The following is a 24927-nucleotide window of genomic DNA, read 5'->3' on the forward strand; positions in this document are numbered from 1 at the left end:
CGTCGATCCAGAACTCACGCTGCCGACACGCCGACGGCGACCAACAACGATTCTGCCTCGACGTGGAGGGCCGACCGTCAAGGTTTACATCAGATATTGATTTGTCTAGACAGTCGACAATCGATGGTTTATAGTCAAGTCATCAACGTGATGCCGTTCACATGGAGGAGGTAGACAGATGACTTCGCTGGAAACCCAGGAACCGACCACGCAGTGGCGGGACAAAAAGCGTCACCTATGGCTGATGGGCCTGATCCCGGCGGTGGCGCTGTTCGTCATGCTGCCGGTGATCTACGGGCTCAACCAGCTCGGCTGGCATGCCGCAGCCCAGGTGCCGTTCTGGATCGGGCCGATCCTGCTGTTTGTGCTGCTGCCGCTGCTGGACCTGCGTTTCGGTCCTGACGGCCAGAATCCGCCCGACGAGGTGATGGAGGCGCTGGAGGCCGACAAGCACTACCGCCGCTGCATCTATCTGTACCTGCCGTTCCAGTACGCCAGCGTCATCCTCGGCGCCTACCTGTTCACCGCATCTGACCTGAGCTGGCTCGGCTTCGACGGGGCTCTGGGCTGGCCGGCCAAGATCGGCCTGGCGTTCTCGGTGGGAACCCTCGGTGGTGTCGCCATCAACACCGCTCACGAACTGGGCCACAAGAGGGAAGAGGTGGAGCGCTGGTTGTCCAAGATCGCACTCGCCCAGACCGGCTACGGCCACTTCTACATCGAGCACAACCGCGGCCACCACGTTCGGGTGGCTACCCCGGAGGACCCCGCCTCGTCCCGGTTCGGCGAATCGTTTTGGACCTTCCTGCCGCGCAGCGTGTGGGGCGGGCTGAAGTCGGGCTGGGAACTGGAAGCCGGACGGCTGCGCCGGACCGGCAAGCCGGTGTGGCATCCGTCCAACGACGTGCTCAACGCCTGGGTGATGTCGCTGGTGCTGTGGGGCGCGCTGGTCGCGGTATTCGGCTGGCAGCTCTGGCCCTACCTGCTGATCTCCGCGGTGTTCGGGTTCTCCCTGCTGGAAGCGGTGAACTACCTGGAGCACTACGGACTGCTGCGCCAGAAGCTGCCCAGCGGCCGCTACGAACGCTGCACCCCGCAGCACAGCTGGAACTCCGACCACATCGTCACCAACCTGTTCCTCTACCACCTGCAGCGGCACAGCGATCACCACGCCAACCCGACCCGGCGCTACCAGACGCTGCGCAGCATGGACGGGTCGCCGAACCTGCCCACCGGCTACGCCAGCCTGATCGGGCTGACCTACTTCCCGCCGCTGTGGCGCCGCATGATGGACCACCGGGTGCTGGAGCACTACGACGGCGACATCACCCGGGTCAACATCCAGCCGAGCAAGCGCGCGAAGATCCTGGCCCGCTACGGCGCCGCCGACGCCGCGGTGGCGGTACCGGACGGTCAGCCGGAGCCCGGACCGGTCGCCACGGTGGTGGCCACCCGGTACCGCTGCCCGAACTGCGAATACGTCTACGACGTCGCCGTCGGCGCGCCCCGGGAGGGCTTCCCGGCCGGCACCGCATGGGCCGACGTTCCCGACGCCTGGTGCTGCCCCGACTGCGGGGTCCGGGACAAGGTCGACTTCACCCCCATCGCCTAGAACCGTCGCGAACCCGAGAGGAAAAGCCATGAGCACCGAGCCCTACAAGCTGTACCGCTGCTTCCAGTGCGGATTCGAATACGACGAGGCGAAGGGCTGGCCGGAGGACGGACTGGCCCCGGGCACCCGGTGGGAGGACATCCCCGAGGACTGGAGTTGCCCGGACTGCGGCGCGGCCAAGGCGGACTTCGAGATGATCGAGGTGGCCCGGTCGTGACGGCTACGCTGTCGGCCATGACCCCGACGAGTCCTGCCCCGCGCCGCCGGGGCAGGACTTCCGGCGTCGGCTACGCCGAGGCCTCCCGCAGCCTGCTGCGCGAGATGGTGCTCGACGCCATGCACGACCTACTGCTGACCAAGGACTGGTCGGCGGTCACCCTGTCCGATGTCGCCGGCGCCGCCGGGGTGAGCCGGCAGAGCATCTACAACGAGTTCGGTTCCCGCCAGGGCCTGGCTCAGGGCTATGCCTTGCGGTTGGGCGACCGGTTGGTCGACGCGATCACGGCGGCCATCGAAGTCAACGCTGGCCACGCCGAGCAGGCGTTCCTGGACGGGTTTCGCTCCTTTTTCCTCGCGTCGGCCGCCGATCCGCTGGTTGTCTCGCTGCAGACCGGGGTGGCCAAGCCGGACCTGCTGCAGATCATCACCACCGACAGCGCGCCGATCATCACCCGTTGCTCGGCCCGGCTCATCGACGCCTTGGTCAACAGTTGGATCCCCATCGGGGTCAACGACGCCGGGGTGCTGGCGCGGGCGGTGGTGCGACTGGCGATGAGTTACGTCTCGATGCCGCCGGAGGCCGACCACGACGTCGCCGACGACTTGGCCCGGCTGCTGGCCCCGTTCGTCATGAACCCGGCCGCGATTGGACCGGCGGATTGACGTAGCGCCCGGCGGTCGGTCGATGTCGCGCCACCGGTGCTCAGGGCGTCGGTCTACTGTGTACCCGAGCTAAGTTAACCGCCGCACCCGAGAAAGTGGGCCTGCATGACGCTGACCGCCGACAGCCGAAACGGCATCGATTTCAAGGTCGCCGACCTGTCCGAGGCCGAGTTCGGCCGCAAGGAAATCCGACTGGCCGAGCACGAGATGCCGGGCCTGATGTCGCTTCGCCGCGAGTACGCCGACGTCGCCCCGCTGCAGGGTGCCCGGATCTCCGGCTCGCTGCACATGACCGTGCAGACCGCGGTGCTGATCGAGACGCTGGTCGAACTCGGCGCCGAGGTGCGCTGGGCGTCGTGCAACATCTTCTCCACCCAGGACCACGCCGCCGCGGCCGTCGTCGTCGGCCCGCACGGCACCCCCGAGGAACCGCAGGGCACCCCGGTCTTCGCCTGGAAGGGCGAGACGCTGGAGGAGTACTGGTGGTGCGCCGAGCAGATGCTGACCTGGCCCGATCGGGACGGCGCGCCGGCGCCGGCCAACATGATCCTCGACGACGGCGGGGATGCCACCATGCTGGTGCTGCGCGGCGCGCAGTTCGAGGCCGCCGGGGTGGTGCCGCCCGCCGAGGACGGCGACTCCGCCGAGTACAAGGTGTTCCTGAACCTGCTGCGCGAGCGGTTCGAGACCGACAAGACCAAGTGGACCACCATCGCCGAGTCGGTCAAGGGCGTCACCGAGGAGACCACCACCGGTGTGCTGCGCCTCTACCAGTTCGAGGCCGCCGGCGAGCTGCCGTTCCCGGCGATCAACGTCAACGACTCGGTCACCAAATCCAAGTTCGACAACAAGTACGGCACCCGGCACTCGCTGATCGACGGCATCAACCGCGGCACCGACGTCCTGATGGGCGGCAAGCAGGTGCTGATCTGCGGCTACGGCGACGTCGGCAAGGGCTGCGCCGAGTCGCTCAAGGGTCAGGGCGCGCGCGTCGCGGTCACCGAGATCGACCCGATCAACGCACTGCAGGCGCTGATGGAGGGCTTCGACGTGGTGACCGTCGAGGACGCCATCGCCTCCGCCGACATCGTCATCACCGCCACCGGCAACAAGGACATCATCACCCTCGATCACATGCTGGCGATGAAGGACAAGGCCATCCTCGGCAACATCGGCCACTTCGACAACGAGATCGACATGGCCGCGCTGGAGTCCAGCGGCGCCACCCGGATCAACATCAAGCCGCAGGTCGACGAGTGGGTGTTCGACACCGGCCGCTCGATCATCGTGCTGAGCGAGGGCCGGCTGCTGAACCTGGGCAACGCCACCGGGCACCCGTCGTTCGTGATGAGCAACAGCTTCGCCAACCAGGTGATCGCCCAGATCGAGCTGTGGACCAAGAACGACGAGTACGACAACGCGGTCTACCGGCTGCCCAAGCACCTCGACGAGAAGGTCGCCCGCATCCACGTGGAGGCGCTCGGCGCCAAGCTGACCCGGCTGTCCAAGGACCAGGCCGAGTACATCGGCGTGGACGTCGAGGGACCGTACAAGCCCGAGCACTACCGGTACTGAACGTGTACGGTCAGGGGCCCGGAAAATTTCCGGGCCCCTCGTCGTACCCGAGACTTCGGGAGATTTCATCCGGAGACCAAATCGTTATGTGATGGTTACACGCATGTTGACGATGAGGTCAGTGGTGAGTTCTGTGGCTGTTGCGGCGACCGTCTTCACCGGGGCGATTCAGTTGGCGGCGGCGAACGCCGACCCGGTCACCGGTAACTGCGGGTTCCCGCCCGGGGACATCTATGCGCATGAATTCCAGTGCAACCGATACGGGGAGTTCTACACCCCGCCGGACCCCCTGCCGGCCGGCAAACCGGGCGACCTGATCCGCCACGAGCCGCAGCCGCTCGTCTACGAGCCCTCCGGTGAACTCGGCAGCTGGGTGGCCACCGGAACCCGGATCATGTATCGGAGCACCGACGCGCGCGGCAATCCCAACGTCGTCACCGGCACCTACTTCGAGCCGGACAACCCGTGGCCGGGAAACGGTCCGCGTCCGCTGCTGGCCGTCGGGCCGGGCACCCAGGGCCAGGGTGATCAGTGCGCGCCGTCGCGGGTGTTCTCCCAGAGCATCCACTTCTCCTCCGGCCTGGACATCACGCTGGGCTACGAGGAAATGTTCGTCGCCACCCTGGTGGCCCGCGGATTCGCCGTGGTGGTGACCGACTACGACGGCCTGGGCACCCCGGGCATGCACACCTACGTCAACCGGCTGGCCGAGGGCCAGGCGTTGCTGGACGCCGCGCGGGCGGCCAAGAAGCTGCCCGGCACCTCGCTGACCCCCGACGGCCCGGTGGCGCTGTGGGGCTACTCGCAGGGCGGTGGCGCATCGGCGTCCGCCCTGGAGCTCGCCCCGTCCTATGCCCCGGAGCTTGACCTGGTCGGCGCCTACGTGGGGGCGCCCCCGGCCGACCTGACCACACTGCTGCCGTTCATCGACGGCTCGATCCTGACCGGGGTGATCGGCTATGTGCTCAACGGCATGATCCAGGCCTACCCCGAAGCCGAGCAGGCACTGCGAGCCAAGCTCACCCCCCAGGGTGAGGACCTGCTGGAGAAATCCAAGGAGCAGTGCATCGGCGAGACCATCATGACCTTCGGCCTGCATCACCTGCAGCCGTATTTCAACGTTCCGCTGGCGGAACTGGTGCGCGATCCGCAGTTCCACGGACTGCTGGACCTGCAGCGCATCGGCCGGCTCAAGCCGAACGCCCCGGCGTTCATCGACAACAACCGGTTCGACCCGATCATCCCCTGGGTGCAGGCCCGTCAGCTCGCGGTGGACTGGTGCGCACTGGGCGCCGATGTCGAGTTCTGGACCAATCAGCAACCGCCGTTCCTCAACAAGCTGGCCATCAACCACGCGCTGCCCATGTTCGTCGAGGGCGAGCGTGCCATCGCCTGGATCACCGACCGGTTCAACGGCGCCCCGACCACCCCGAACTGCGACTCGCTGCCTCCGCTGGAGCTCTGACCGGTAGACCCAGATCCCTACCGGGAGTCTCCACGAGCAACTCGTTGCTGAGAGTTCGGCAAATTTCATCCAGATATCAAATCGTTATGCAACGGTTACCAGCATGTTGACGATGAGGTCAGTAGCGAGCACTGTGGCGGCTGCGGCGACCCTCGTGGCCGTGTCAATGCACCTCGCGATAACGCCGGCAAACGCGGATCCGGTCACCGGCAATTGCGGATTCCCGCCGGGCGACATCTACGCGCACGAATTCCAGTGCGATCGCTACGGCGAGTTCTACACCCCGCCGGACCCGCTGCCGGCCGGCGCATCGGGGAACCTGATCCGCCACGAACCCATGCGGCTGGTGTACGAGCCGTCCGGTCAGCTGGGCAGCTGGGTGGCCACCGGCACCCGGATCATGTACCAGAGCACCGACGCCACCGGGCATCCCGACGTCGTCACCGGCACCTACTTCGAGCCGGACAACCCGTGGCCGGGCAACGGCCCCCGCCCGCTACTGGCCGTCGCACCCGGCACCCAGGGCCAGGGCGACCAGTGCGCGCCGTCGCGGCTGTTCTCCCAGAGCATCCACTTCTCGTCCGGCCTCGACATCACCATGGGCTACGAGGAGCTGTGGGTCGCCACCCTGGTGGCCCGCGGCTACGCCGTGGTGGTCACCGACTACGAGGGACTGGGCACCCCGGGCGATCACCCGTACATGAACCGGCTGTCGCAGGGGCACGCGCTGCTCGACGCCGCGCGGGCAGCCAAGCAGTTACCCGGCACCTCGCTGACCCCGAACGGACCGGTGGCACTGTGGGGCTACTCGCAGGGCGGCGGTGCGTCGGCATCGGCCGTCGAGCTCGCCCCGTCCTACGCCCCCGAGCTCGACCTGGTCGGCGCCTACGTCGGCGCGCCGCCCGCCGACCTGATCGCGACGCTGCCGTTCATCGACGGCTCGATCCTGACCGGTGTGCTGGGCTACGTGCTCAACGGCATGATCCACTCCTATCCCCAGGCCGAGGCGCCGCTGCGGGCCAAGCTCACCCCCCAGGGTGAGGACCTGCTGGCGAAGTCCAAGGAACAGTGCGTCGCCGAAACCGTCATGACCTTCGGCTTCCATCACATGCAGCCGTACTTCAACGAGCCGCTCGCCGACGTGTTGAGCGATCCGCAGTTCCACGCCCTGCTGGAACTGCAGCGCATCGGCACCCTGAAGCCGAAAGCGCCGGTGTTCATCGACTCCAACCGGTTCGACCCGCTGGTGCCGTGGGTGCCGGCCCGTCAACTCGCCCAGGACTGGTGCGACAAGGGTGCGGACGTGGAGTTCTGGACCAACCAGCAGCCGCCGTTCCTCAACAAGACCGGGACCAACCACGTCCTGACCTATCTGGTCGACGGCGAGCGGGCCATGGGCTGGATCCTGGATCGGTTCAACGGTGTCCCCACCACGCCGAACTGCAACGCGCTGCCGCCGTTCGAGCTCTGATCACTACGCTCGGCGTGTGCTGATCGTCATCGAGGGACTCGACGGGGCGGGCAAGCGCACCCTGACCGAGGGGCTGCGCGCCGGCCTGAGCGCGGCCGGGAAAACCGTCGCCACCCTGGCGTTTCCGCGCTACGGCGTCTCGGTGACCGCGGATCTGGCCGCCGAGGCGCTGCACGGCGGTCACGATCACCTGGCCGATTCCAGCTACGCCATGGCGATGCTGTTCGCCCTGGACCGGGCGGGCGCGGCGGGCGAGATCACCGCGCTGGCCGCCGGCCACGACGTCGTCATCCTGGACCGCTACGTCGCCTCCAACGCCGCCTACACCGCGGCCCGGCTGCACCAGGGCGCCGACGGCGACGCCGTCGAGTGGGTCGCGGACCTGGAGTTTCGCCGCCTCGGGCTGCCGCGCCCGGACTGGCAGCTGCTGCTGGCGGTGCCCCCCGCGCTGGCCGCCGAGCGCGCCCGCGGCCGGGAGGCCACCGACGCCGATCGCGTCCGGGACCGCTATGAGCGCGACGGCGACCTGCAGCAGCGCACCGCGGCCGTCTACGCCGATCTGGCCGCCGCGAACTGGATGGGCCGCTGGCACCGAGTCGGGCCCGACGACGACGCGGCCGCCGTTCTCGCCGCGCTGCGCTGAAACACAAAGGCCGCGCTTACGGCGTGTGACGCCCGGGAATATTGCGATTTGGTGACAACATGGACGCCATGAGGCAACGGATCCTGGTCGTCGACGATGACGCTGCACTGGCCGAGATGCTCACCATCGTTCTGCGCGCCGAGGGCTTCGACACCGCGGTGGTCGGCGACGGCAGCCAGGCGCTGCCCGCGGTCCGCGAACTGCGGCCCGACCTGGTGCTGCTGGACCTGATGCTGCCCGGCATGAACGGGATCGACGTGTGCAAGGCACTGCGCGCGGACTCCGGGGTGCCGATCGTCATGCTGACCGCCAAGACCGACACCGTCGACGTGGTGCTGGGTCTGGAGTCCGGCGCCGACGACTACGTGATGAAGCCGTTCAAGCCCAAGGAGCTCGTCGCCCGGGTCCGCGCCCGGTTGCGCCGCAACGAGGACGAGCCGGCCGAGATGCTGTCGATCGCCGACATCGACATCGACGTGCCCGCGCACAAGGTGACCCGCGACGGCGAGCAGATCGCGCTGACCCCGCTGGAGTTCGACCTGCTGGTCGCACTGGCCCGCAAGCCGCGTCAGGTGTTCACCCGCGAGGTGCTGCTGGAACAGGTGTGGGGCTACCGGCACCCCGCCGACACCCGGCTGGTCAACGTGCACGTGCAGCGGCTGCGCGCTAAGGTCGAGAAGGATCCGGAGAACCCGCAGGTCGTGCTGACCGTGCGGGGGGTGGGTTACAAGGCCGGACCCCCGTAAATGTGGCGTTCCACCCGGCGGATCCAGGGCGGTTGGGGGCCCGCCGATCCGCTGGTGCGCGCGCTCCGGGCCCTGGGCCGTGCGCTCGCCGTCATCTGGCGTCGTTCCCTGCAGCTGCGGGTGGTGGTGCTGACCCTGGGGCTGTCGCTGGCCGTGCTGCTGGTGCTGGGCTTCGTGCTGACCAGCCAGATCACCGACCGGATTCTCGACGTCAAGGTGCGTGCGGCGACCGAGGAGGTCGAGCGCGCGCGGAACACCGTCGGCGGCATCGTCGGCGGTGAGGAGACCCGCTCGCTGGACTCCAGCCTGCAACTGGCCCGCAACACCCTGCTGTCGAAGTCCGAACCGTCCTCCGGCGCCGGGCTGGCCGGCACGTTCGACGTCGTGCTGGTGGTGCCGGCCAAGGGTCCCGGCGCCGCCTCGTCGGCCGGGCCGATCGACCAGATCCCCGGCGAGCTGAGGGAATTCGTCAAGGCCGGCCAGGTCAGCTACCAGTACTCGACGGTGCACACCGACGCCTACACCGGCCGGGCGCTGATCGTCGGCACCCCGGCGGTGTCCCGGGTGCCCAACCTGGAGCTCTACCTCATCTTCCCGCTGACCAGCGAGGAGAACACCATCGCGCTGGTGCGCGGAACCATGGCCACCGGCGCCCTGGTGCTGCTGCTGCTGCTGGCCGGCATCGCGGTCCTGGTGTCCCGGCAGGTGGTGCTGCCGGTGCGCTCCGCCTCTCGGATCGCCGAGAAATTCGCCGAGGGCCAGCTCACCGAGCGGATGCCGGTGCGCGGCGAGGACGACATGGCCCGGCTCGCGGTGTCGTTCAACGACATGGCCGAGAGCTTGAGCCGCCAGATCACCCAGCTGGAGGAGTTCGGCAACCTGCAGCGCCGGTTCACCTCCGACGTCAGCCACGAACTGCGCACCCCGCTGACCACCGTGCGAATGGCTGCGGACCTGATCTATGACCACAGCGAGGAGCTCGACCCGGCGCTGCGTCGCTCCACCGAGTTGATGGTCGCCGAACTGGACCGGTTCGAATCGCTGCTGGCCGATCTGCTGGAGATCTCCCGGCACGACGCGGGCGTCGCCGAGCTGTCGGTGGAGGCCGTCGACCTACGGGCCACGGTGAAAAGCGCCCTGGACAACGTCGGGCACCTGGCCGCCGACGCGGGCGTCGCCCTGGAGGTGGACCTGCCCGAGCACGAGGTGATCGCCGAGGTGGACGCCCGGCGGGTGGAGCGCATCCTGCGCAATCTGATCGCCAACGCGATCGACCACGCCGAGCACAAGCCGGTGCGGATCCGGATGGCCGCCGACGAGGACACCGCCGCGGTGACCGTCCGCGACCACGGCGTCGGGCTGCGTCCCGGCGAGGAGAAGCTGGTGTTCTCCCGGTTCTGGCGCTCGGACCCGTCCCGGGTGCGTCGTTCCGGCGGCACCGGGCTGGGGCTGGCGATCAGCATCGAGGACGCCCGGCTGCACCAGGGCCGGCTGGAGGCGTGGGGCGAACCCGGAAACGGCGCCTGCTTCCGGTTGACGCTGCCGCTGGTGCGCGGCCACAAGGTGACCACCTCGCCGCTGCCGCTCAAACCGACCAGCGCCGAACGGGCGATGGCCGGCCAGGCGGGGGACCAGCGATGAGGCCGCGGGTCCTCGGGGCGGTGCTTGCGGCGGTGGTGCTGGGCCTCACCGGGTGCGCCGGGGTGCCGAAATCGTCGGCGCCCCAGGCCATCGGGACGGTTGAGACTCCCGCGCCGCGGGCACTGCCGAACCCCAGCCCGGGCATGGATCCCGACGTGCTGCTGCGCGAATTCCTCAAGGCCACCGCCGATCCCGAGGGCCGCCACCAGGCCGCCCGGCAGTTCCTGACGTCCTCGGCCGGCGGATCGTGGGACGACTCCGGCAGCTCGCTGCTGATCGACAACGTGGTGTTCGTCGAAACCCGCACGGCCAACCGGGTTTCCGTGCGAATGCAGGCCGATATTCTCGGATCACTGTCGGACATGGGGGTTTTCGAGACCGGTGACGGTGCGCTGCCCGACCCGGGTCCGATCGAACTGGCCAAGAGCCCGCAGGGCTGGCGGATCGACAAGTTGCCCAACGGGGTGTTCCTGGACTGGCGGCAGTTCCAGTCCACCTACAAGCGGTACACGCTGTACTTCGCCGAGCCGACCGGCCACACCATGGTGCCGGACCCGCGCTACCTGGCGGTCTCCGACGCCGATCAGTTGGCCACCGAGCTGGTCAGCAAGCTGATCGCCGGGCCGCGTCCCGAACTGTCGCACGCGGTGCGCAACATGGCCGGTGCCCCGCTGAAGCTGCGCGGCCCGGTGACTCGCGCCGACGGCGGCAAGACCGGGGTGGGCAAGGGCTACGGCGGTGCCCGGATAGACCTGGAGGGTCTGTCGACGACCGACCCACAGAGCCGGGCATTGCTTGCCGCGCAACTGATCTGGACGCTGTCGCGCGCCGACATCCGCGGGCCGTACGTGATCAACGCCGACGGCGCGCCGCTGGACGACCGGTTCGCCAAGGGCTGGGAGACCTCCGACGTCGCGGCCACCGATCCGGGCGCCGCCGACGGCGCCGCGGCCGGGCTGCACGCACTGGTCGGCGGCTCGCTGATGGCGCTCGACGGGCAACAGCTGACACCGATGCCCGGCACCTTCGGCCAACTGCCCGAACAGCATTCGGCCGCCCTGTCGCGCGACGGCAGCGGCGTCGGCGCCGTGGTGGTCAACCAGCCGGGCGCCCCCGACGTCGCCTCCCAGCTGTGGATCGGTGCCGGCGGACAGGCCGGGGTGATGGCCGCCGAGGGCCGCAGCATCTCGCGCCCCACCTGGGCGCTGGACTCGGCGGTGTGGGTGGTGATCGACGGCAACAACGTCGTGCGGGTAACCCAGGAGGCCGCCACCGGCGCCCCGGCCCGGGTGCCCGTCGACTCGACGGCGGTGAGCAGCAAGTTCCCCGGGGTGATCAGCGAATTGCAGCTGTCCCGCGACGGGATCCGGGCCGCGATGGTGATCGACGGCCAGGTGGTGCTGGCCGCCGTCGAGCAGGCGCCCGGCGGTGAATTCGCGCTGACCCGGCCGCGGCGGTTGGGCTTCGGCCTGGGCAAATCGGTGACGGCACTGTCCTGGCGCACCGGCGACGACATCGTCGTGCTGCGCAGCAACGCCGAGCATCCGGTGTCGTTCGTCAACCTCGACGGGGTCAACTCCGATGCCCCGGCCGCCGGCCTGACGCTGCCGGTGTCGGCGGTGGCTGCCAACCCGTCGACGGTCTACGTCGCCGACAACCGCGGGGTGATGCAGCTGTCGGGCTCTGGCGCGGAGAACGGTGAGCCCCGGTGGACCGAGGTCCGCCCGCTGATGATCGGCGGCGCGATCCCGGTGCTGCCGGGCTGACCGGCCGCTTCCGGTACCAATCTCGGAGCTTCATCCACACCCCGGCCCGCACCGAACTGAACTGCACAGCTGCCCCGCGCACACTGACCCCATGCTCGCCGCGCTGCTGGATCTGGTGCTGCCGGTCGAGTGCGGCGGCTGCCGGGCGCCGGGGGTGCGCTGGTGCGACAACTGCGCGGCGGCCTGGCGGGTCGACGCCCACGAACCGCTGCTGATCAGCCCCCGGGTCGACCCGGGGGTACCGGTGTTCGCCCTCGGCCGGCACGCCGGGCCGCGGCGCGCGGCGATCGTCGCGCTCAAGGACCGCGGCCGTCGCGACCTGCGGGCGCCGCTGGCCGCCGCGCTGGCCGACGGCATCGATCGGCTGCTGTGCTGGGGGATTCTGCAACCACCGGTGGTCGTCGTCCCCGCACCCACCCGGCGGTGGGCGGCGCGCCGGCGCGGCGGGGACCCGGTCACCCTGCTCGCCCGCCTCGCCGTCGGCCGGGCGCCGCAGGTCCGCGTCGTCCCCGCGTTGCGCACCTCGCCCCGGGTGCGCGACTCCGTCGGTCTCGGCGCCGACGCCCGGCTGCGCAACCTCGCCGGCCGGGTCGCGTTGATGCGCACCCCGCCGCCCGGGGAACTGCTGCTGGTCGACGACATCGTCACCACCGGTGCGACAGCCGCCGAATCGGTGCGGGTGCTGGCCCGGGCGGGGTCACCGGTGGCGGCGGTGCTGGCGCTGGCCCACGCCTGACGGCCCGGGGGACCGCCGGGCGCGGAAATCAGGGCCCGAAGGTCCTGTAACTGATGACCGAAAGGTCTGGTCGGACGCGGTCGACTCGGGCTACGGTCGAAGCAAACGAGCGCGGCAGGAGGTGATGTGACCACCCTGCCGTGCAGGGTGCCGGGACACGTACACTCGCCTGTCAAGCTGTAAAGACATGAACCGACTGCGCACATCGCGCGACGCAAAAGAAACGAGTTGACGAGCATGTCAAGCCAATCCGTTGATACCGGCCAGGCCACCGACGCCGAAGTGGTGGTGAAGGGACGCAACGTCGAGGTGCCGGACCACTTCCGGGTGCACGTCTCCGAGCGGCTGGGTCGCCTGGCCAAGTACGACGATTCGATCTACCTGTTCGACGTCGAACTGCACCACGAGCCGAACCGCCGCCAGCGCAAGAGCAGCCAGCACGTCGACATCACCGCTCGCGGCCGCGGCCCGGTGGTGCGCGGCGAGGGCAAGGGCGAGAACTTCTACGCCGCCCTCGAGCTGGCCGTCAGCAAGCTGGAGAAGCGACTGCGTCGCGGCAAGGACCGCCGCAAGATCCACTACGGCGAGAAGACCCCGATCGCGCTGCACGAGGCCGCCGCGCTGGCTCCGCTGTTCGAGCCGAACGCCGCTACCCCGGAGCAGATCGACCGGGTGGAGGCCATCGACGACGCCAACGAGCCGGGCCACATCGTCCGGGTCAAGGAGCACACCAGCAAGCCGATGACCGTCGACGACGCCCTCTATGAGATGGAGCTCGTTGGCCACGACTTCTTCCTGTTCCACGACAAGGAGACCGACAAGCCCTCGGTGGTGTACCGCCGTCACGCGTTCGACTACGGCATCATCCGGCTGGTCTAGTCCGCCCACCGATACCCGCACAGAGACCCGGCCGGAGCACATCCGGCCGGGTCGACTGTTTTCGGCGGGTGAGCGCGGACACAGCACCTGTCGGTCCCGCGCAGGTGGTTCCCCTACGATGGATCGCAATTACGCGTCGACCCGCTAGGGGATATCTGTGTCAGTGCTGTCGAAACTTCTGCGCCTCGGTGAAGGCCGCATGGTCAAGCGCCTCCACGGGCTGGCCAAGCACATCGAGACCCTGTCCCCGGAGGTGGAGAAGCTCGGCGACGACGAGCTGCGCGCCAAGACCGACGAGTTCCGCAAACGCCATGAGGACGGGGAGAGCCTCGACGACCTGCTGCCCGAGGCGTTCGCCGTCGCCCGCGAGGCGTCCTGGCGGGTGCTGAGCCAGCGTCCGTTCGAGGTTCAGCTGATGGGTGGCGCGGCGCTGCACTTCGGCAACGTCGCCGAGATGAAGACCGGTGAGGGCAAGACCCTGACCTGTGTGCTGCCGGCCTACCTCAACGCCATCGGCGGCAAGGGTGTGCACGTCGTCACCGTCAACGACTACCTGGCCAAACGCGACAGCGAGTGGATGGGCCGGGTGCACCGCTTCCTCGGCCTGGACGTCGGCGTCATCCTGTCCGGCCTGACCCCGGAGGAGCGCCGCGCCGCCTACGCCGCCGACATCACCTACGGCACCAACAACGAGTTCGGGTTCGACTACCTGCGCGACAACATGGCGCATTCGGTCGACGAGATGGTGCAGCGCGGCCACAACTTCGCCGTCGTCGACGAGGTCGACTCCATCCTGATCGACGAGGCGCGCACCCCGCTGATCATCTCCGGTCCGGCCGACGGCGCGTCCCACTGGTACACCGAGTTCGCCCGCATCGCCCCGCTGATGGAAAAAGACGTCCACTACGAGGTCGACCTGCGCAAACGGACCGTCGGTGTGCACGAGATCGGCGTCGAGTTCGTCGAGGACCAGCTCGGCATCGAGAACCTCTACGAGGCTGCCAACTCGCCGTTGGTCAGCTACCTCAACAACGCGCTGAAGGCCAAGGAACTGTTCCTGCGCGACAAGGACTACATCGTGCGCGACGGCGAGGTGCTCATCGTCGACGAGTTCACCGGCCGCGTGCTGCTGGGCCGGCGCTACAACGAGGGCATGCACCAGGCCATCGAGGCCAAGGAGCACGTCGAGATCAAGTCCGAGAACCAGACGCTGGCCACCATCACGCTGCAGAACTACTTCCGGCTCTACGACAAGCTGTCGGGCATGACCGGTACCGCCGAGACCGAGGCCGCCGAGCTGCACCAGATCTACAAGCTCGGCGTGGTGCCGATCCCGACCAACCGGCCGATGGTCCGCGCCGACCAGTCCGACCTGATCTACAAGACCGAGGAAGCCAAGTTCATCGCCGTCGTCGACGACGTCGCCGAGCGCTACGAGGCGGGCCAGCCGGTGCTGATCGGTACCACCAGCGTCGAGCGGTCGGAGTACCTGTCGCGGCAGTTCACCAAGCGCAAGATCCCGCACAACGTGCTCAACGCGAAGTACCACGAGCAGGAAGCCGGCATCATCGCCGAGGCGGGCCGGCTCGGCGCGATCACCGTGGCCACCAACATGGCCGGCCGCGGTACCGACATCGTGCTGGGCGGCAACGTCGACTTCCTGGCCGACCAGCGGCTGCGCAACCGAGGACTGGACCCGGTGGAAACCCCCGACGAGTACGAGGCCGCCTGGGACGAGGTGCTGGAGAAGATCAAGGCCGAGGTCGAGGAGGAGGGCGACAAGGTCCGCGCCGTCGGCGGCCTCTATGTGCTGGGTACCGAGCGCCACGAATCCCGGCGCATCGACAACCAGCTGCGCGGCCGCTCCGGCCGTCAGGGCGACCCGGGTGAGTCCCGGTTCTACCTGTCCCTGGGCGACGAGTTGATGCGCCGCTTCAACGGCGAGACGTTGGAGGCTCTGCTCAACCGCCTCAACCTGCCCGACGACGTGCCGATCGAGGCGAAGATGGTGTCCCGGGCCATCAAGAGCGCCCAGACCCAGGTCGAGCAGCAGAACTTCGAGGTCCGCAAGAACGTCCTCAAGTACGACGAGGTGATGAACCAGCAGCGCAAGGTCATCTACGCCGAGCGTCGCCGGATCCTGGAGGGTGAGGACCTCGCCGATCAGATCCACCAGATGCTGGTCGACGTCATCACCGCCTACGTCGACGGCGCCACCGCCGAGGGCTACGCCGAGGACTGGGACCTGGAGAAGCTGTGGGAGGCGTTGGGCACGCTGTACCCGGTGTCCATCGACCACCACGACCTGCTGGGCTCCGGCGAGATCGGCGAACCCGGCGAGCTGACCCGCGAGGAACTGCTCGACGCGCTGGTCGAGGACGCCGAGAGCGCCTACACCAAGCGCGAGACGACGATCGACGAGCTGGCCGGCGAGGGTGCCATGCGCCAGCTGGAACGCAACGTGCTGCTCAACGTCATCGACCGCAAGTGGCGCGAGCACCTCTACGAGATGGACTACCTCAAGGAGGGCATCGGTTTGCGGGCGATGGCCCAGCGTGATCCGCTGGTGGAGTACCAGCGCGAGGGCTACGACATGTTCATCGCCATGCTCGACGGGCTGAAGGAGGAATCCGTCGGGTTCCTGTTCAACGTGCAGGTCGAGGCCGCCCCGGCGGCACCGGCCGTCGCGCCGATGGACGCGCCGCAGGGGCTGGCCGAATTCGCCGCCGCGGCAAAGGAATCCGGCGCATCGGACGACCAGCCCGAGCCGGCTCCGCAGGTGCACGCCAAGGGCATCGACGGCGACGAGGACAAGCGGCCGCTGACCTACTCCGGTCCCGCCGAGGACGGCCACGCCGAGGTGCAGCGCCGCAGTGGTGGCGCCGCCACCGGCAAGCCGTCCGGCAGCCGTCGGGAACGCCGCGAGGCCGCCCGGAAGGCGGGCAAGGCCCGGCGCTGATCTCCCGGCGCTACCCGATCCCAGTGCTCGGGTGACCTCTTCTCGCAGAACTACACTGCTCGTCGAGTCACCCGATGCCCGTGCTCGGGTGACCTCTTCTCGCAGAACTACACTGCTCGTCGAGTCACCCGATGCCAGTGCTCGGGTGACCTCTTCTCGCAGAACTACACTGCTCGTCGAGTCACCCGATGTGCAGGGCGGTGAACCGCCAGCCCGTCGGGCCCGGTGCCACCCGCCCGGCGATCGCGTGCCCGCGCCCGGCGCGCGCATACCCGGCGACCACCTCGAAGGCGGATTCGGCCGGGTCGACGGCCTGCAGCCGAACCCGGCGCAGGGTCGCGACCTCGGCGTTGGCCGGGCGGCCGCGGATGAAGGACCCCAGCGCGTCGATCAGCCCGTCGGCCAGCAGGCTGCGCAACTGGGCCGGCTGGCGCCGGCCGTCCAGGGTCTCCAACAGGGCGCGCAGGACGGCGTCGGCGAACGCGGTGGCGTCGCGTTGGCGCGGGGTGAGGGGCGCGGGCTCGGGCGCCGGCCGGATGCGGGGGCGCCGCCGGGCACCGGGGCGCCGCGCCACCCTCAGACACCCGGGCACGCCGGTCGGCGGTTCGTAGTCGATGACGGGGGTGACGGTCATGGTCATCGGGCAACCCTCCACGGCTCGGTGCGATAGACGCGGCCTGCTGGAGAGGGGCAGACACGTGCGATCATGGCACAGGACCGGTCGGGAGAATAGTCAGTCACCGTGGGTCATCGGAAGAGGGGAGGAGAGCCGCCGTGGATGCCCGACTGTCGGCCGCCGATGCGGCTTTCTACCGGCTGGAAAACACTGCCACCCCGATGTACGTCGGGTCGCTGGCGATCCTGGGCCCCCCGCCCGGCGGGCTGAGCTACCAGGCGCTGCTGCACACCGTCGAGCAGCGCCTGCCGCAGATTCCGCGCTACCGGCAGAAGGTGCGCGAGGTGACCATGGGCCTGGCCCGCCCGGTCTGGATCGACGACCGCGACTTCGACATCACCTACCACATCCGCCGCTCCGCGCTGCCGTCCCCGGGATCGGATGAGCAGCTGCACGACCTGGTGGCCCGGCTCGGCTCGCGCCCGCTGGATCGCTCCCGCCCGCTGTGGGAGATGTACCTGGTGGAGGGCCTCTCGGAGGGGCGGGTGGCGATCTACACCAAGACGCACCAGTCGCTGGTCAACGGCATGTCGGCGCTGGAGATCGGGCACGTCATCGCCGACCGGACCGAGGAACCCCCCGATTTCGGCGAGGACATCTGGATTCCCGGGCGCGAACCGGGCAACGCGGCGCTGCTGCTGGGTGCGATCGCCGACTGGATCGCCGGGCCGCGTCAGCAGCTCGGTGCCCTCGGCTCGGCGGTCGCCGGCGCCGTCACCAACGCCGGCGAGCTGGTCGAGGCCGGGCGCCGGATGGCCGACATCGCGCGCACCTTCGCCCGCGGTATCGCGCCGAGCAGCCCGCTCAACACCACCGTGTCGCGCAACCGCCGGTTCGCGGTGGCCGCCGGGGATCTGGCCGACTACCGGTCGCTGCGCACCCGGTACGACTGCGACGTCAACGACGTGGTGCTGGCGGTGATCGCTGGGGCCCTGCGCAACTGGTTGCTGTCCCGCGGGGAGCCGGTCACCCCGACGGCCACCATCCGGGCGATGGCGCCGATGTCGGTCTACGCCGACCCGGATTCCGACGGTTCCGCCGGACCCGGCCAGGCGATCAGCGCAGTGGCGCCGTTTCTGGTGGACCTGCCCGTCGGCGAGGGCAACGCGGTGATCCGGCTCTCCCAGATCGCGCACGCCACCGAAAGTCATTCCACCGCAGCGAGTCTGGTCGACGCCCGGACCATCGTCACGCTCTCGGGGTTCGCCCCGCCGACGTTGCACGCCATGGGGATCCGGGTGGCGACCAGTTTCTCGGCACGCCAGTTCAACTTGTTGGTCACCAATGTGCCCGGCGCCCAGGCGCAGATGTACGTCGCCGGCTCCGAACTGCTGGAGACCTACGCGGTGCCGCCGCTGCTGAACAACCAGGTGCTCGCCATCGGGGTGACCTCCTACAACGGCCGGCTGTACTACGGCATCAACGCCGACCGAGACGCCATGAGCGACGTCGATCTGCTGGCAAGTCTGCTTGTCGAATCTTTGGACGAATTGTTGGAGGCGGCGCGGTAAGCTTCGCGGATGCCGAAGACCAAGGCCCGGAAGACCAAGACGTCCGGGGCCGACCCGAGTTCCAATGGGGCGACAAAGCCCAAGAAGCGCAAGCTGCCCAACGACGTCTACGAGGCCGAATTGTTCCGGCTGCAAACCGAACTCGTCGCCCTGCAGGAGTGGGTGAAGGAGACCGGTGCGCGGATCGTGATCATCTTCGAGGGTCGCGACGCGGCCGGCAAGGGCGGCACCATCAAGCGCCTCGCCGAATACCTCAACCCGCGCGTGGTGCGGACCGTGGCGCTGCCGGCACCCACCGAACGCGAGCGCGGCCAGTGGTACTACCAGCGTTACGTGCAGCATCTGCCCACCAAGGGAGAGATCGTGCTGTTCGACCGGTCCTGGTACAACCGCGCCGGTGTGGAGACGGTGATGGGTTTCTGCACCCCGGCCGAGCACACGCTGTTCCTGCGGCAGACCCCTATCTTCGAGAACATGCTGATGGACGACGGGATCATCTTGCGCAAGTACTGGTTCTCGGTGTCCGACGGGGAACAGTTGCGCCGGTTCCGGGCCCGGCTCAACGACCCGGTGCGCCAATGGAAGCTCTCCCCGATGGACCTGGAATCGCTGTACCGGTGGGAGGACTACTCGCGCGCCAAGGACCAGATGATGGTGCACACCGACACCAAGGCCAGCCCCTGGTACATCGTGGAATCCGACATCAAGAAGCACGCCCGGCTCAACATGCTGTCGCATCTGCTGTCCAGCATCGACTATCACCGGGTGGACCGGCCGTCGGTGGCCATCCCGAAGAAGCGGCCCGGCGGAAACTACATCCGGCCGTCGCGGGATCTGGCGACCTATGTGCCCGACCACGTATCGCAGCTGCTCGGCGATCCGAGCTGATGCGGGTCTACCTCCCGGCGACGCTGTCCATGGTGGCGCGCCTGGTGGACGACGGGCGGTTGGCCGCCGTCAACGGAACCGCGTTCGCCCTCACCCCGGCGCTGCGGGAGGCCTATGCGGCCGGTGACGAGGACGAGCTGGCCGAGGTCGCCCTCGGCGAGGCCGCGCTGGCCTCGATCCGGTTGCTGGCCGCCGAGCCCGGTGTGCGGCCCCGGCGTGCGGTGCTGGTCGCCGACGTCGACGACGTGACCCTGCGGCCTGATCTCGACGACGCCGTGGTGCGGCTGGCCGAGCCGGTGACGATGGCGCAGATCGCGGCCGGCTTCGTCGACAACGCCGATGCCGAGCCCGCGGTCGCGGCCGCGATGGCGGCGATCGACGAGGCCGATCTCGGCGACGAGGACGCCGAACTGACCGTCGGCGACGCGCAGGATCACGACCTGGCCTGGTACGGCACCCAGGAACTGCCATTCCTGTTGGATCTGCTGTGAAGTTGTTCTCAGCACTGGCTACCGAACCGTAACTTACGGTACCGTAGGTTTGATGGCTAAGAATCATGTGAAGTTCAACGCCAAGGTCGTGGATACCGTGCGGCCGACGGTGGCCGGCGCCGATCGGCACCCGATCTGGCACTCGGTCCGCGGTCTGGTGGGGCGGATGACCACCCCGCTGCTGCCCGACGACTACCTGCACCTGGTGAACCCGCTGTGGTCGGCGCGCGAGCTGCGCGGCCGGGTGGTGTCCGTGCGCAAGGAGACCGCCGACTCGGCCACCCTGACCATCCGTCCGGGGTGGGGATTCAGCTTCGACTACCACCCGGGCCAGTACGTCGGTATCGGCGTGCTGGTCGACGGCCGGTGGCGGTGGAGGTCCTACTCGCTGACCTCCAGCCCGGTGATCGACGGCGCGCGCCGCGATCGCACCATCTCCATCACCGTCAAGGCCATGCCCGAGGGCTTCCTGTCCTCGCACCTGGTCGACGGCATCGAACCGGGCATCATCGTGCGGCTGGCCGATCCGCAGGGCAACTTCGTGCTGCCGGACCCGGCGCCGGAGAAGGTGCTGTTCCTGACCGCCGGCTCCGGGGTCACCCCGATCATGTCGATGCTGCGCACCTTGGACCGGCGCGACCAGATCACCGATGTCGTGCACGTGCATTCCGCACCGAGGGCCGACGACGTGCTGTTCGGCGCCGAGCTCGCGGCGCTGCACGATGCGCACCCCAGTTACCGGCTGCTGCTGCGGGAGACCCGTACGCAGGGCCGCCTCGCGCTGGACCGGCTCGACGAGGTGGTGCCCGACTGGCGCGAGCGTCAGGCGTGGGCGTGCGGCCCCGGGGCGATGCTGGCCGATGCCGAGCGGGTGTGGGGGCAGGCCGGGCTGCCGGACAACCTGCACCTGGAGCATTTCGCGGTGTCGCGGGCCGAGCCGCACGGTGCCGGTGGCACGGTGACCTTCGCCCGCACCGGGAAATCGGTGACCGTGGACGCCGCGACCTCGGTGCTGGAGGCCGGTGAGGGCGTCGGCGAGCTGATGCCGTTCGGCTGCCGGATGGGGATCTGCCAGTCCTGCGTGGTGGAGTTGGTCGACGGGCACGTCCGCGACCTGCGCACCGGCGTCGAGCACGAACCGGGTACCCGGATCCAGACCTGTGTGTCGGCCCCGTCGGGCGACTGTACGGTCAATTCATAACTTTACCGGTTGGTAACCTACGGTTTCGTAGGTTACGCTAGCGTAGGTAACGGAAAGGGGATGGCACATGGCGATTACCGACGTACCGGAGTTCGCGCATCTGACCGACGCCGACATCGACAACCTGGCCGCCGACCTCGACGAGATCCGGCGTGATGTCGAGGCCTCACTGGGTGAGAAAGACGCCCGCTACATCCGGCGGACCATCGCCGCCCAGCGCGCGCTGGAGGTCGCCGGCCGGCTGATGCTGACCGCCGGCACCAAGCGCAAGGCGTGGTGGGCCGGGGCGGCGACCCTGGGTGCGGCCAAGATCATCGAGAACATGGAGATCGGCCACAACGTCATGCACGGCCAGTGGGACTGGATGAACGACCCGGAGATTCACTCCTCCAGCTGGGAGTGGGACATGGCCGGCGCATCCAAGCACTGGCGGTTCACCCACAACTTCATGCACCACAAGTACACCAACATCCTCGGCATGGACGACGATGTGGGCTACGGCCTGCTGCGCGTCACCCGCGACCAGCGGTGGACGCCGAGCAACGTCCTCAACGTCGTGTACAACACCATGCTCGGCCTGCTCTTCGAATGGGGTGTGGCGCTGCAGCACCTGGAGATCGGCAAGATCTTCAAGGACCGCGACGACCGCCAGGCCACCCTGGTCCGGCTCGGCGAGTTCTCCGGCAAGGCGGGGCATCAGATCTTCAAGGACTACGTGATGTTCCCGGCGCTGACCTCGCTGTCACCGTGGGCGACCTTCCGCTCGACGGCGACGGCCAACGTGCTGGCGAACATCATCCGCAACGTCTGGTCCAACGCGGTCATCTTCTGCGGTCACTTCCCCGACGGCGCAGAGAAATTCACCAAGACCGACATGATCGGCGAGTCCAAGGGCCAGTGGTACCTGCGGCAGATGCTCGGTAGCGCGAACTTCGAGAACGGGCCCGCGCTGCGCTTCATGAGCGGCAACCTGTGCCACCAGATCGAGCACCACCTGTACCCGGATCTGCCCAGCAACCGGCTCTACGAGGTGTCGATCCGGGTCCGGGAGGTCTGCGACAAGTACGACCTGCCCTACACCACCGGACCGTTCCTGGTGCAGTACGCCAAGACCTGGCGGACCATCGCCAAGCTGTCGCTGCCGGACAAGTACCTGCGCGACACCGCCGACGACGCACCGGAGACCTGCAGCGAGGCGATGTTCGCCGTGCTCGGGGCCGACGACGCCGTGGCGCCGGCCGAGGGACCCCGGCGCGGTCTCAAGAGCGCCATCGCCCGGGTCCGGGCGGTGCGCCAGGAGCGCCGCCGGGCCCGCAAGGCCGCGGCCCGAAAGGGTGCCGACGTGACCCGCATCGACCGCGGGGATAAAGCCGCCTGAACCGCCCGAGTCACCCGGGACCACACCGGGTGACTCGGCGAGCGGCCAGTTACTGCGCGAGCGCTCCGTGGCGTCCGCTTCGGGTCGAGCCGTCCTGGGCTTTTGTGTTCCCGGTTGGCCGCTCGTGCAGTAGTTGGCCGCTCACAGCCAGCCGAAACACGCCGGAAATACAATCGCCGCGAACGGGAAACTCGAAGGCGACATTCTCGTGCGGGAACGCCGAAGGAGCTCCCGCATGCATCAGATCGACCCCGCCGCCACCGCGTGGCTGCTGGCCGCCACCGCCCTCGTCCTGCTGATGACCCCCGGGTTGGCGATCTTCTACGGCGGCATGGTGCGCACCACCGGCGTGCTCAACATGATCATGATGAGCTTCATCTCCATCCCGCTGGTGACGGTTTCCTGGCTGCTGTTCGGCTACAGCCTGGCGTTCTCCGGCACCGGCGAGGGCGGCCTGATCGGCAACCTGGCGCACTTCGGGCTGCGCGGGATCGGCCCGGCGTCGGTGCACGGCCAGGTTCCCGAGCTGTTGTTCGCGACGTTCCAGCTGTCCTTCGCCATCATCACCGCGGCCCTGATCAGCGGCGCGATCGCCGACCGGGCCAAGTTCGCGGCCTGGGTGGTCTTCGTGCCGATCTGGGCGGTCGCGGTGTACGCCGTCGTCGCGCACTGGGTCTGGGCGCCCGGCGGCTGGCTGGCCCGACTCGGTGTGCTGGACTACGCGGGCGGCCTGGTCGTCGAAATGGTCTCCGGCGCTTCGGCGTTGGCGTTGGTGCTGGTGCTCGGACCGCGGCTGGGCTTCAAGAAGGACGTCATGCGCCCACACAACCTGCCGTTCGTGCTGCTGGGCGTGGGCCTGCTGTGGTTCGGCTGGTTCGGTTTCAACGCCGGCTCGGCCATGGCGGCCGACGGGACCGCCGCCGCCATCTTCCTCAACACCCTGGTCGCCGGCTGCCTGGGCATGCTCGGCTGGCTCGCCGTCGAGCAGATCCGCGACGGCAAGCCGACGACCTTCGGCGCGGCCTCCGGAGTGGTCGCCGGGCTGGTGGCCATCACCCCGTCGTGCGGGACGGTCAACACCCTCGGTGCCGTCGTGGTGGGCCTGACCGCCGGGATGGTGTGCGCCTTTGCGATCGGGTGGAAATTCCGCTTCAACTACGACGATTCACTCGACGTGGTCGGCGTGCACTTCGTCGGCGGGGTCATCGGCACGCTGCTGATCGGGCTGCTGGCCACCGCGACGATGACCGCGGGCCCGGAGGGGCTGTTCTACGGCGGAGGCCTGGCCCAGCTCGGCAAACAGGCGATGGCCGCCGTCATCGTCGCCGGCTACGCCTTCGGCATGTCCTATCTGGTGGCCAAGGTGATCGACCTGGTGATCGGCTTCCGGATCAGTCCCGACGACGAGGCATCCGGCGTCGACTTCTCCCAGCACGCCGAAACCGCCTACGCCGAAGGGGTTCACGGCCACGCGGGACCGCGCCGCCCCGGCCTGGGACCCGGTCTCGGGCCGGCCGGACACTAGACCCTGACCGTCGGCTACTCCGGGATCCAGTTGAACTGATCGGGATCGGGACCGATGCGGCCGGCGATACCCTTGTCCAGACCGTCGATCGCCGCCATGGCCGCGTCGTCGAGGACGAAGTCGAACACCGACAGGTTCTCCCGCATCCGTTGCGGCGACATGGTTTTCGGGAACACCACGGTGCCCTTCTGGATATGCCAGCGCAGCACCACCTGCGCGGGGGTGCGACCCAGGCCGTCGGCGATCCCGGTGATCACCGGGTCGCCGAGCACCCGGCCCTGGGCGATCGGGGACCAGGCCTCGGTGACGATGCCGTGCTCGGCGCCGTAGCCGCGCACCGCGTCGTTGCCCCAGTACGGGTGCGCCTCGATCTGGTTGACCGCCGGGACGGTCGCCGTCTCGGCGGCCAGTCGCTGCAGGTGGGCGATCTCGAAGTTCGACACCCCGATGCTGCGGGCGCGGCCCTGCTCGTGGAACTCCTCCAGGGTCTTCCAGGTGGACACGAAATCACCGTCGTACAGGCCGGGCAGCGGCCAGTGGATCAGGAACAGGTCGACGTAGTCGAAGCCGAGCTTGGCGAGGCTTTCGTCGAAGGCGCGACGGGCGTCGTCGGGCAGGTGCTTGCCGTTGTGCAGCTTGGTGGTGACGAACACCTCGGAGCGGTCCAGGCCACAGGAGCGGATGCCCTCGCCGACGCCGCGCTCGTTGAAATACATCTGCGCGGTGTCGATGTGCCGGTAACCGGCGTCCAGAGCGGTGCGCACCGTCTCCGCGGTCTCTTTGGGGGGGACCTGGAAGACGCCGAAGCCGAATTGGGGGATGGAGTTGCCGTCGTTGAGTTCAATGCTGGTCACTGGGGTCACCAGGCCAGCCTGGCCCGGG

21 protein-coding genes are annotated in these 24927 nt (G+C 68.7%); 19 read left to right on the top strand and 2 right to left on the bottom strand.

Annotated elements, in window-relative coordinates:
* Nucleotides 1–178: 178 nt before the first annotated feature.
* From G6N16_RS22030 to secA, 13 genes are all read left to right on the top strand, one after another.
* The gene (locus tag G6N16_RS22030) at nucleotides 179–1612 is read left to right on the top strand and encodes a fatty acid desaturase (protein ID WP_083032678.1); all 1434 of its coding nucleotides are present in this window, start codon (nucleotides 179–181) and stop codon (nucleotides 1610–1612) included.
* A 28-nt stretch (nucleotides 1613–1640) separates the two neighbouring features.
* Nucleotides 1641–1829, top strand: a complete 189-nt coding sequence (locus G6N16_RS07920) for a rubredoxin (protein WP_083032675.1) — start codon at nucleotides 1641–1643, stop codon at nucleotides 1827–1829.
* Nucleotides 1830–1846: 17 nt separating this feature from the next.
* On the top strand, nucleotides 1847–2494 hold the full coding sequence (locus G6N16_RS07925) for a TetR/AcrR family transcriptional regulator (protein WP_083032674.1): 648 nt from the start codon (nucleotides 1847–1849) through the stop codon (nucleotides 2492–2494).
* 105 nt (nucleotides 2495–2599) lie between these two features.
* The gene (gene ahcY, locus G6N16_RS07930; RefSeq protein WP_083032672.1) at nucleotides 2600–4069 is read left to right on the top strand and encodes an adenosylhomocysteinase; all 1470 of its coding nucleotides are present in this window, start codon (nucleotides 2600–2602) and stop codon (nucleotides 4067–4069) included.
* 112 nt (nucleotides 4070–4181) lie between these two features.
* Nucleotides 4182–5534: a lipase family protein gene (locus G6N16_RS07935; protein ID WP_083032670.1), complete on the top strand. Its 1353-nt coding sequence runs from the start codon at nucleotides 4182–4184 to the stop codon at nucleotides 5532–5534.
* 166 nt (nucleotides 5535–5700) lie between these two features.
* Nucleotides 5701–7005: a lipase family protein gene (locus G6N16_RS07940; protein ID WP_083032708.1), complete on the top strand. Its 1305-nt coding sequence runs from the start codon at nucleotides 5701–5703 to the stop codon at nucleotides 7003–7005.
* 16 nt (nucleotides 7006–7021) lie between these two features.
* Nucleotides 7022–7648, top strand: coding sequence for a dTMP kinase (locus tag G6N16_RS07945; protein WP_083032668.1), 627 nt, complete (start codon nucleotides 7022–7024; stop codon nucleotides 7646–7648).
* 59 nt (nucleotides 7649–7707) lie between these two features.
* Nucleotides 7708–8394: an MtrAB system response regulator MtrA gene (mtrA, locus tag G6N16_RS07950; protein ID WP_083032666.1), complete on the top strand. Its 687-nt coding sequence runs from the start codon at nucleotides 7708–7710 to the stop codon at nucleotides 8392–8394.
* The gene (gene mtrB, locus G6N16_RS07955; protein WP_083032665.1) at nucleotides 8395–10035 is read left to right on the top strand and encodes an MtrAB system histidine kinase MtrB; all 1641 of its coding nucleotides are present in this window, start codon (nucleotides 8395–8397) and stop codon (nucleotides 10033–10035) included.
* Nucleotides 10032–11801, top strand: coding sequence for an MtrAB system accessory lipoprotein LpqB (gene lpqB, locus G6N16_RS07960; protein WP_083032663.1), 1770 nt, complete (start codon nucleotides 10032–10034; stop codon nucleotides 11799–11801). The genes mtrB and lpqB overlap by 4 nt, the downstream gene beginning before the upstream one ends.
* Nucleotides 11802–11904: 103 nt before the next feature.
* Nucleotides 11905–12537 (top strand): ComF family protein, encoded by a 633-nt coding sequence (locus G6N16_RS07965; protein ID WP_163787966.1) that lies wholly within the window; start codon nucleotides 11905–11907, stop codon nucleotides 12535–12537.
* A 237-nt stretch (nucleotides 12538–12774) separates the two neighbouring features.
* Nucleotides 12775–13416 (top strand): ribosome hibernation-promoting factor, HPF/YfiA family, encoded by a 642-nt coding sequence (gene hpf, locus G6N16_RS07970; protein ID WP_083032662.1) that lies wholly within the window; start codon nucleotides 12775–12777, stop codon nucleotides 13414–13416.
* Nucleotides 13417–13579: 163 nt separating this feature from the next.
* Entirely contained in the window at nucleotides 13580–16375 is a 2796-nt protein-coding gene (gene secA / locus G6N16_RS07975; RefSeq protein WP_083032661.1) for a preprotein translocase subunit SecA, read from the top strand.
* A gap of 181 nt (nucleotides 16376–16556) precedes the next feature.
* Here the strand turns inward: secA and G6N16_RS07980 are convergent, their stop codons facing one another.
* Nucleotides 16557–17015, bottom strand: a complete 459-nt coding sequence (locus G6N16_RS07980; RefSeq protein ID WP_163787823.1) for an Rv3235 family protein — start codon at nucleotides 17013–17015, stop codon at nucleotides 16557–16559.
* A gap of 134 nt (nucleotides 17016–17149) precedes the next feature.
* On the opposite strand from G6N16_RS07980, the gene G6N16_RS07985 reads away from it, so the two are divergent.
* From G6N16_RS07985 to G6N16_RS08010, 6 genes are all read left to right on the top strand, one after another.
* A complete protein-coding gene (locus tag G6N16_RS07985; RefSeq protein ID WP_083030687.1) occupies nucleotides 17150–18562 on the top strand; it encodes a WS/DGAT/MGAT family O-acyltransferase in 1413 nt (470 codons plus the stop codon).
* Nucleotides 18563–18571: 9 nt separating this feature from the next.
* Entirely contained in the window at nucleotides 18572–19450 is an 879-nt protein-coding gene (gene ppk2 / locus G6N16_RS07990) for a polyphosphate kinase 2 (RefSeq protein WP_083030689.1), read from the top strand.
* Nucleotides 19447–19941 carry a DUF6912 family protein gene (locus G6N16_RS07995; protein ID WP_110810826.1) on the top strand — a complete coding sequence of 165 codons (495 nt, stop codon included), beginning with the start codon at nucleotides 19447–19449 and terminating at the stop codon, nucleotides 19939–19941. Before ppk2 ends, G6N16_RS07995 begins: the two co-directional genes overlap by 4 nt.
* A 52-nt stretch (nucleotides 19942–19993) precedes the next feature.
* Complete coding sequence (locus G6N16_RS08000; RefSeq protein WP_083030692.1) at nucleotides 19994–21142, top strand: ferredoxin reductase; 1149 nt, start codon at nucleotides 19994–19996, stop codon at nucleotides 21140–21142.
* Between the two features lie 67 nt (nucleotides 21143–21209).
* Nucleotides 21210–22520 (top strand): fatty acid desaturase family protein, encoded by a 1311-nt coding sequence (locus tag G6N16_RS08005; RefSeq protein WP_083030694.1) that lies wholly within the window; start codon nucleotides 21210–21212, stop codon nucleotides 22518–22520.
* A gap of 235 nt (nucleotides 22521–22755) precedes the next feature.
* Complete coding sequence (locus tag G6N16_RS08010) at nucleotides 22756–24045, top strand: ammonium transporter (protein ID WP_083030695.1); 1290 nt, start codon at nucleotides 22756–22758, stop codon at nucleotides 24043–24045.
* Between the two features lie 14 nt (nucleotides 24046–24059).
* Here G6N16_RS08010 and G6N16_RS08015 read toward each other — a convergent pair whose 3' ends face one another.
* A complete protein-coding gene (locus tag G6N16_RS08015) occupies nucleotides 24060–24908 on the bottom strand; it encodes an aldo/keto reductase (protein WP_083030697.1) in 849 nt (282 codons plus the stop codon).
* Nucleotides 24909–24927: the final 19 nt, after the last annotated feature.

Origin of the sequence: Mycolicibacterium insubricum (assembly GCF_010731615.1) — a bacterium.
Classification (GTDB): Bacteria; Actinomycetota; Actinomycetes; order Mycobacteriales; family Mycobacteriaceae; genus Mycobacterium; species Mycobacterium insubricum.

Coding starts and splice junctions, on each gene's coding strand:
- G6N16_RS22030 (WP_083032678.1), top strand. CDS start 179: ATGACTTCGCTGGAAACCCAGGAACCGACCACGCAGTGGCGGGACAAA.
- G6N16_RS07920 (WP_083032675.1), top strand. CDS start 1,641: ATGAGCACCGAGCCCTACAAGCTGTACCGCTGCTTCCAGTGCGGATTC.
- G6N16_RS07925 (WP_083032674.1), top strand. CDS start 1,847: ATGACCCCGACGAGTCCTGCCCCGCGCCGCCGGGGCAGGACTTCCGGC.
- ahcY (WP_083032672.1), top strand. CDS start 2,600: ATGACGCTGACCGCCGACAGCCGAAACGGCATCGATTTCAAGGTCGCC.
- G6N16_RS07935 (WP_083032670.1), top strand. CDS start 4,182: ATGAGGTCAGTGGTGAGTTCTGTGGCTGTTGCGGCGACCGTCTTCACC.
- G6N16_RS07940 (WP_083032708.1), top strand. CDS start 5,701: ATGCACCTCGCGATAACGCCGGCAAACGCGGATCCGGTCACCGGCAAT.
- mtrA (WP_083032666.1), top strand. CDS start 7,708: ATGGACGCCATGAGGCAACGGATCCTGGTCGTCGACGATGACGCTGCA.
- mtrB (WP_083032665.1), top strand. CDS start 8,395: ATGTGGCGTTCCACCCGGCGGATCCAGGGCGGTTGGGGGCCCGCCGAT.
- lpqB (WP_083032663.1), top strand. CDS start 10,032: ATGAGGCCGCGGGTCCTCGGGGCGGTGCTTGCGGCGGTGGTGCTGGGC.
- hpf (WP_083032662.1), top strand. CDS start 12,775: ATGTCAAGCCAATCCGTTGATACCGGCCAGGCCACCGACGCCGAAGTG.
- G6N16_RS07980 (WP_163787823.1), bottom strand. CDS start 17,015: ATGACCATGACCGTCACCCCCGTCATCGACTACGAACCGCCGACCGGC.
- ppk2 (WP_083030689.1), top strand. CDS start 18,572: ATGCCGAAGACCAAGGCCCGGAAGACCAAGACGTCCGGGGCCGACCCG.
- G6N16_RS08000 (WP_083030692.1), top strand. CDS start 19,994: ATGGCTAAGAATCATGTGAAGTTCAACGCCAAGGTCGTGGATACCGTG.
- G6N16_RS08005 (WP_083030694.1), top strand. CDS start 21,210: ATGGCGATTACCGACGTACCGGAGTTCGCGCATCTGACCGACGCCGAC.
- G6N16_RS08010 (WP_083030695.1), top strand. CDS start 22,756: ATGCATCAGATCGACCCCGCCGCCACCGCGTGGCTGCTGGCCGCCACC.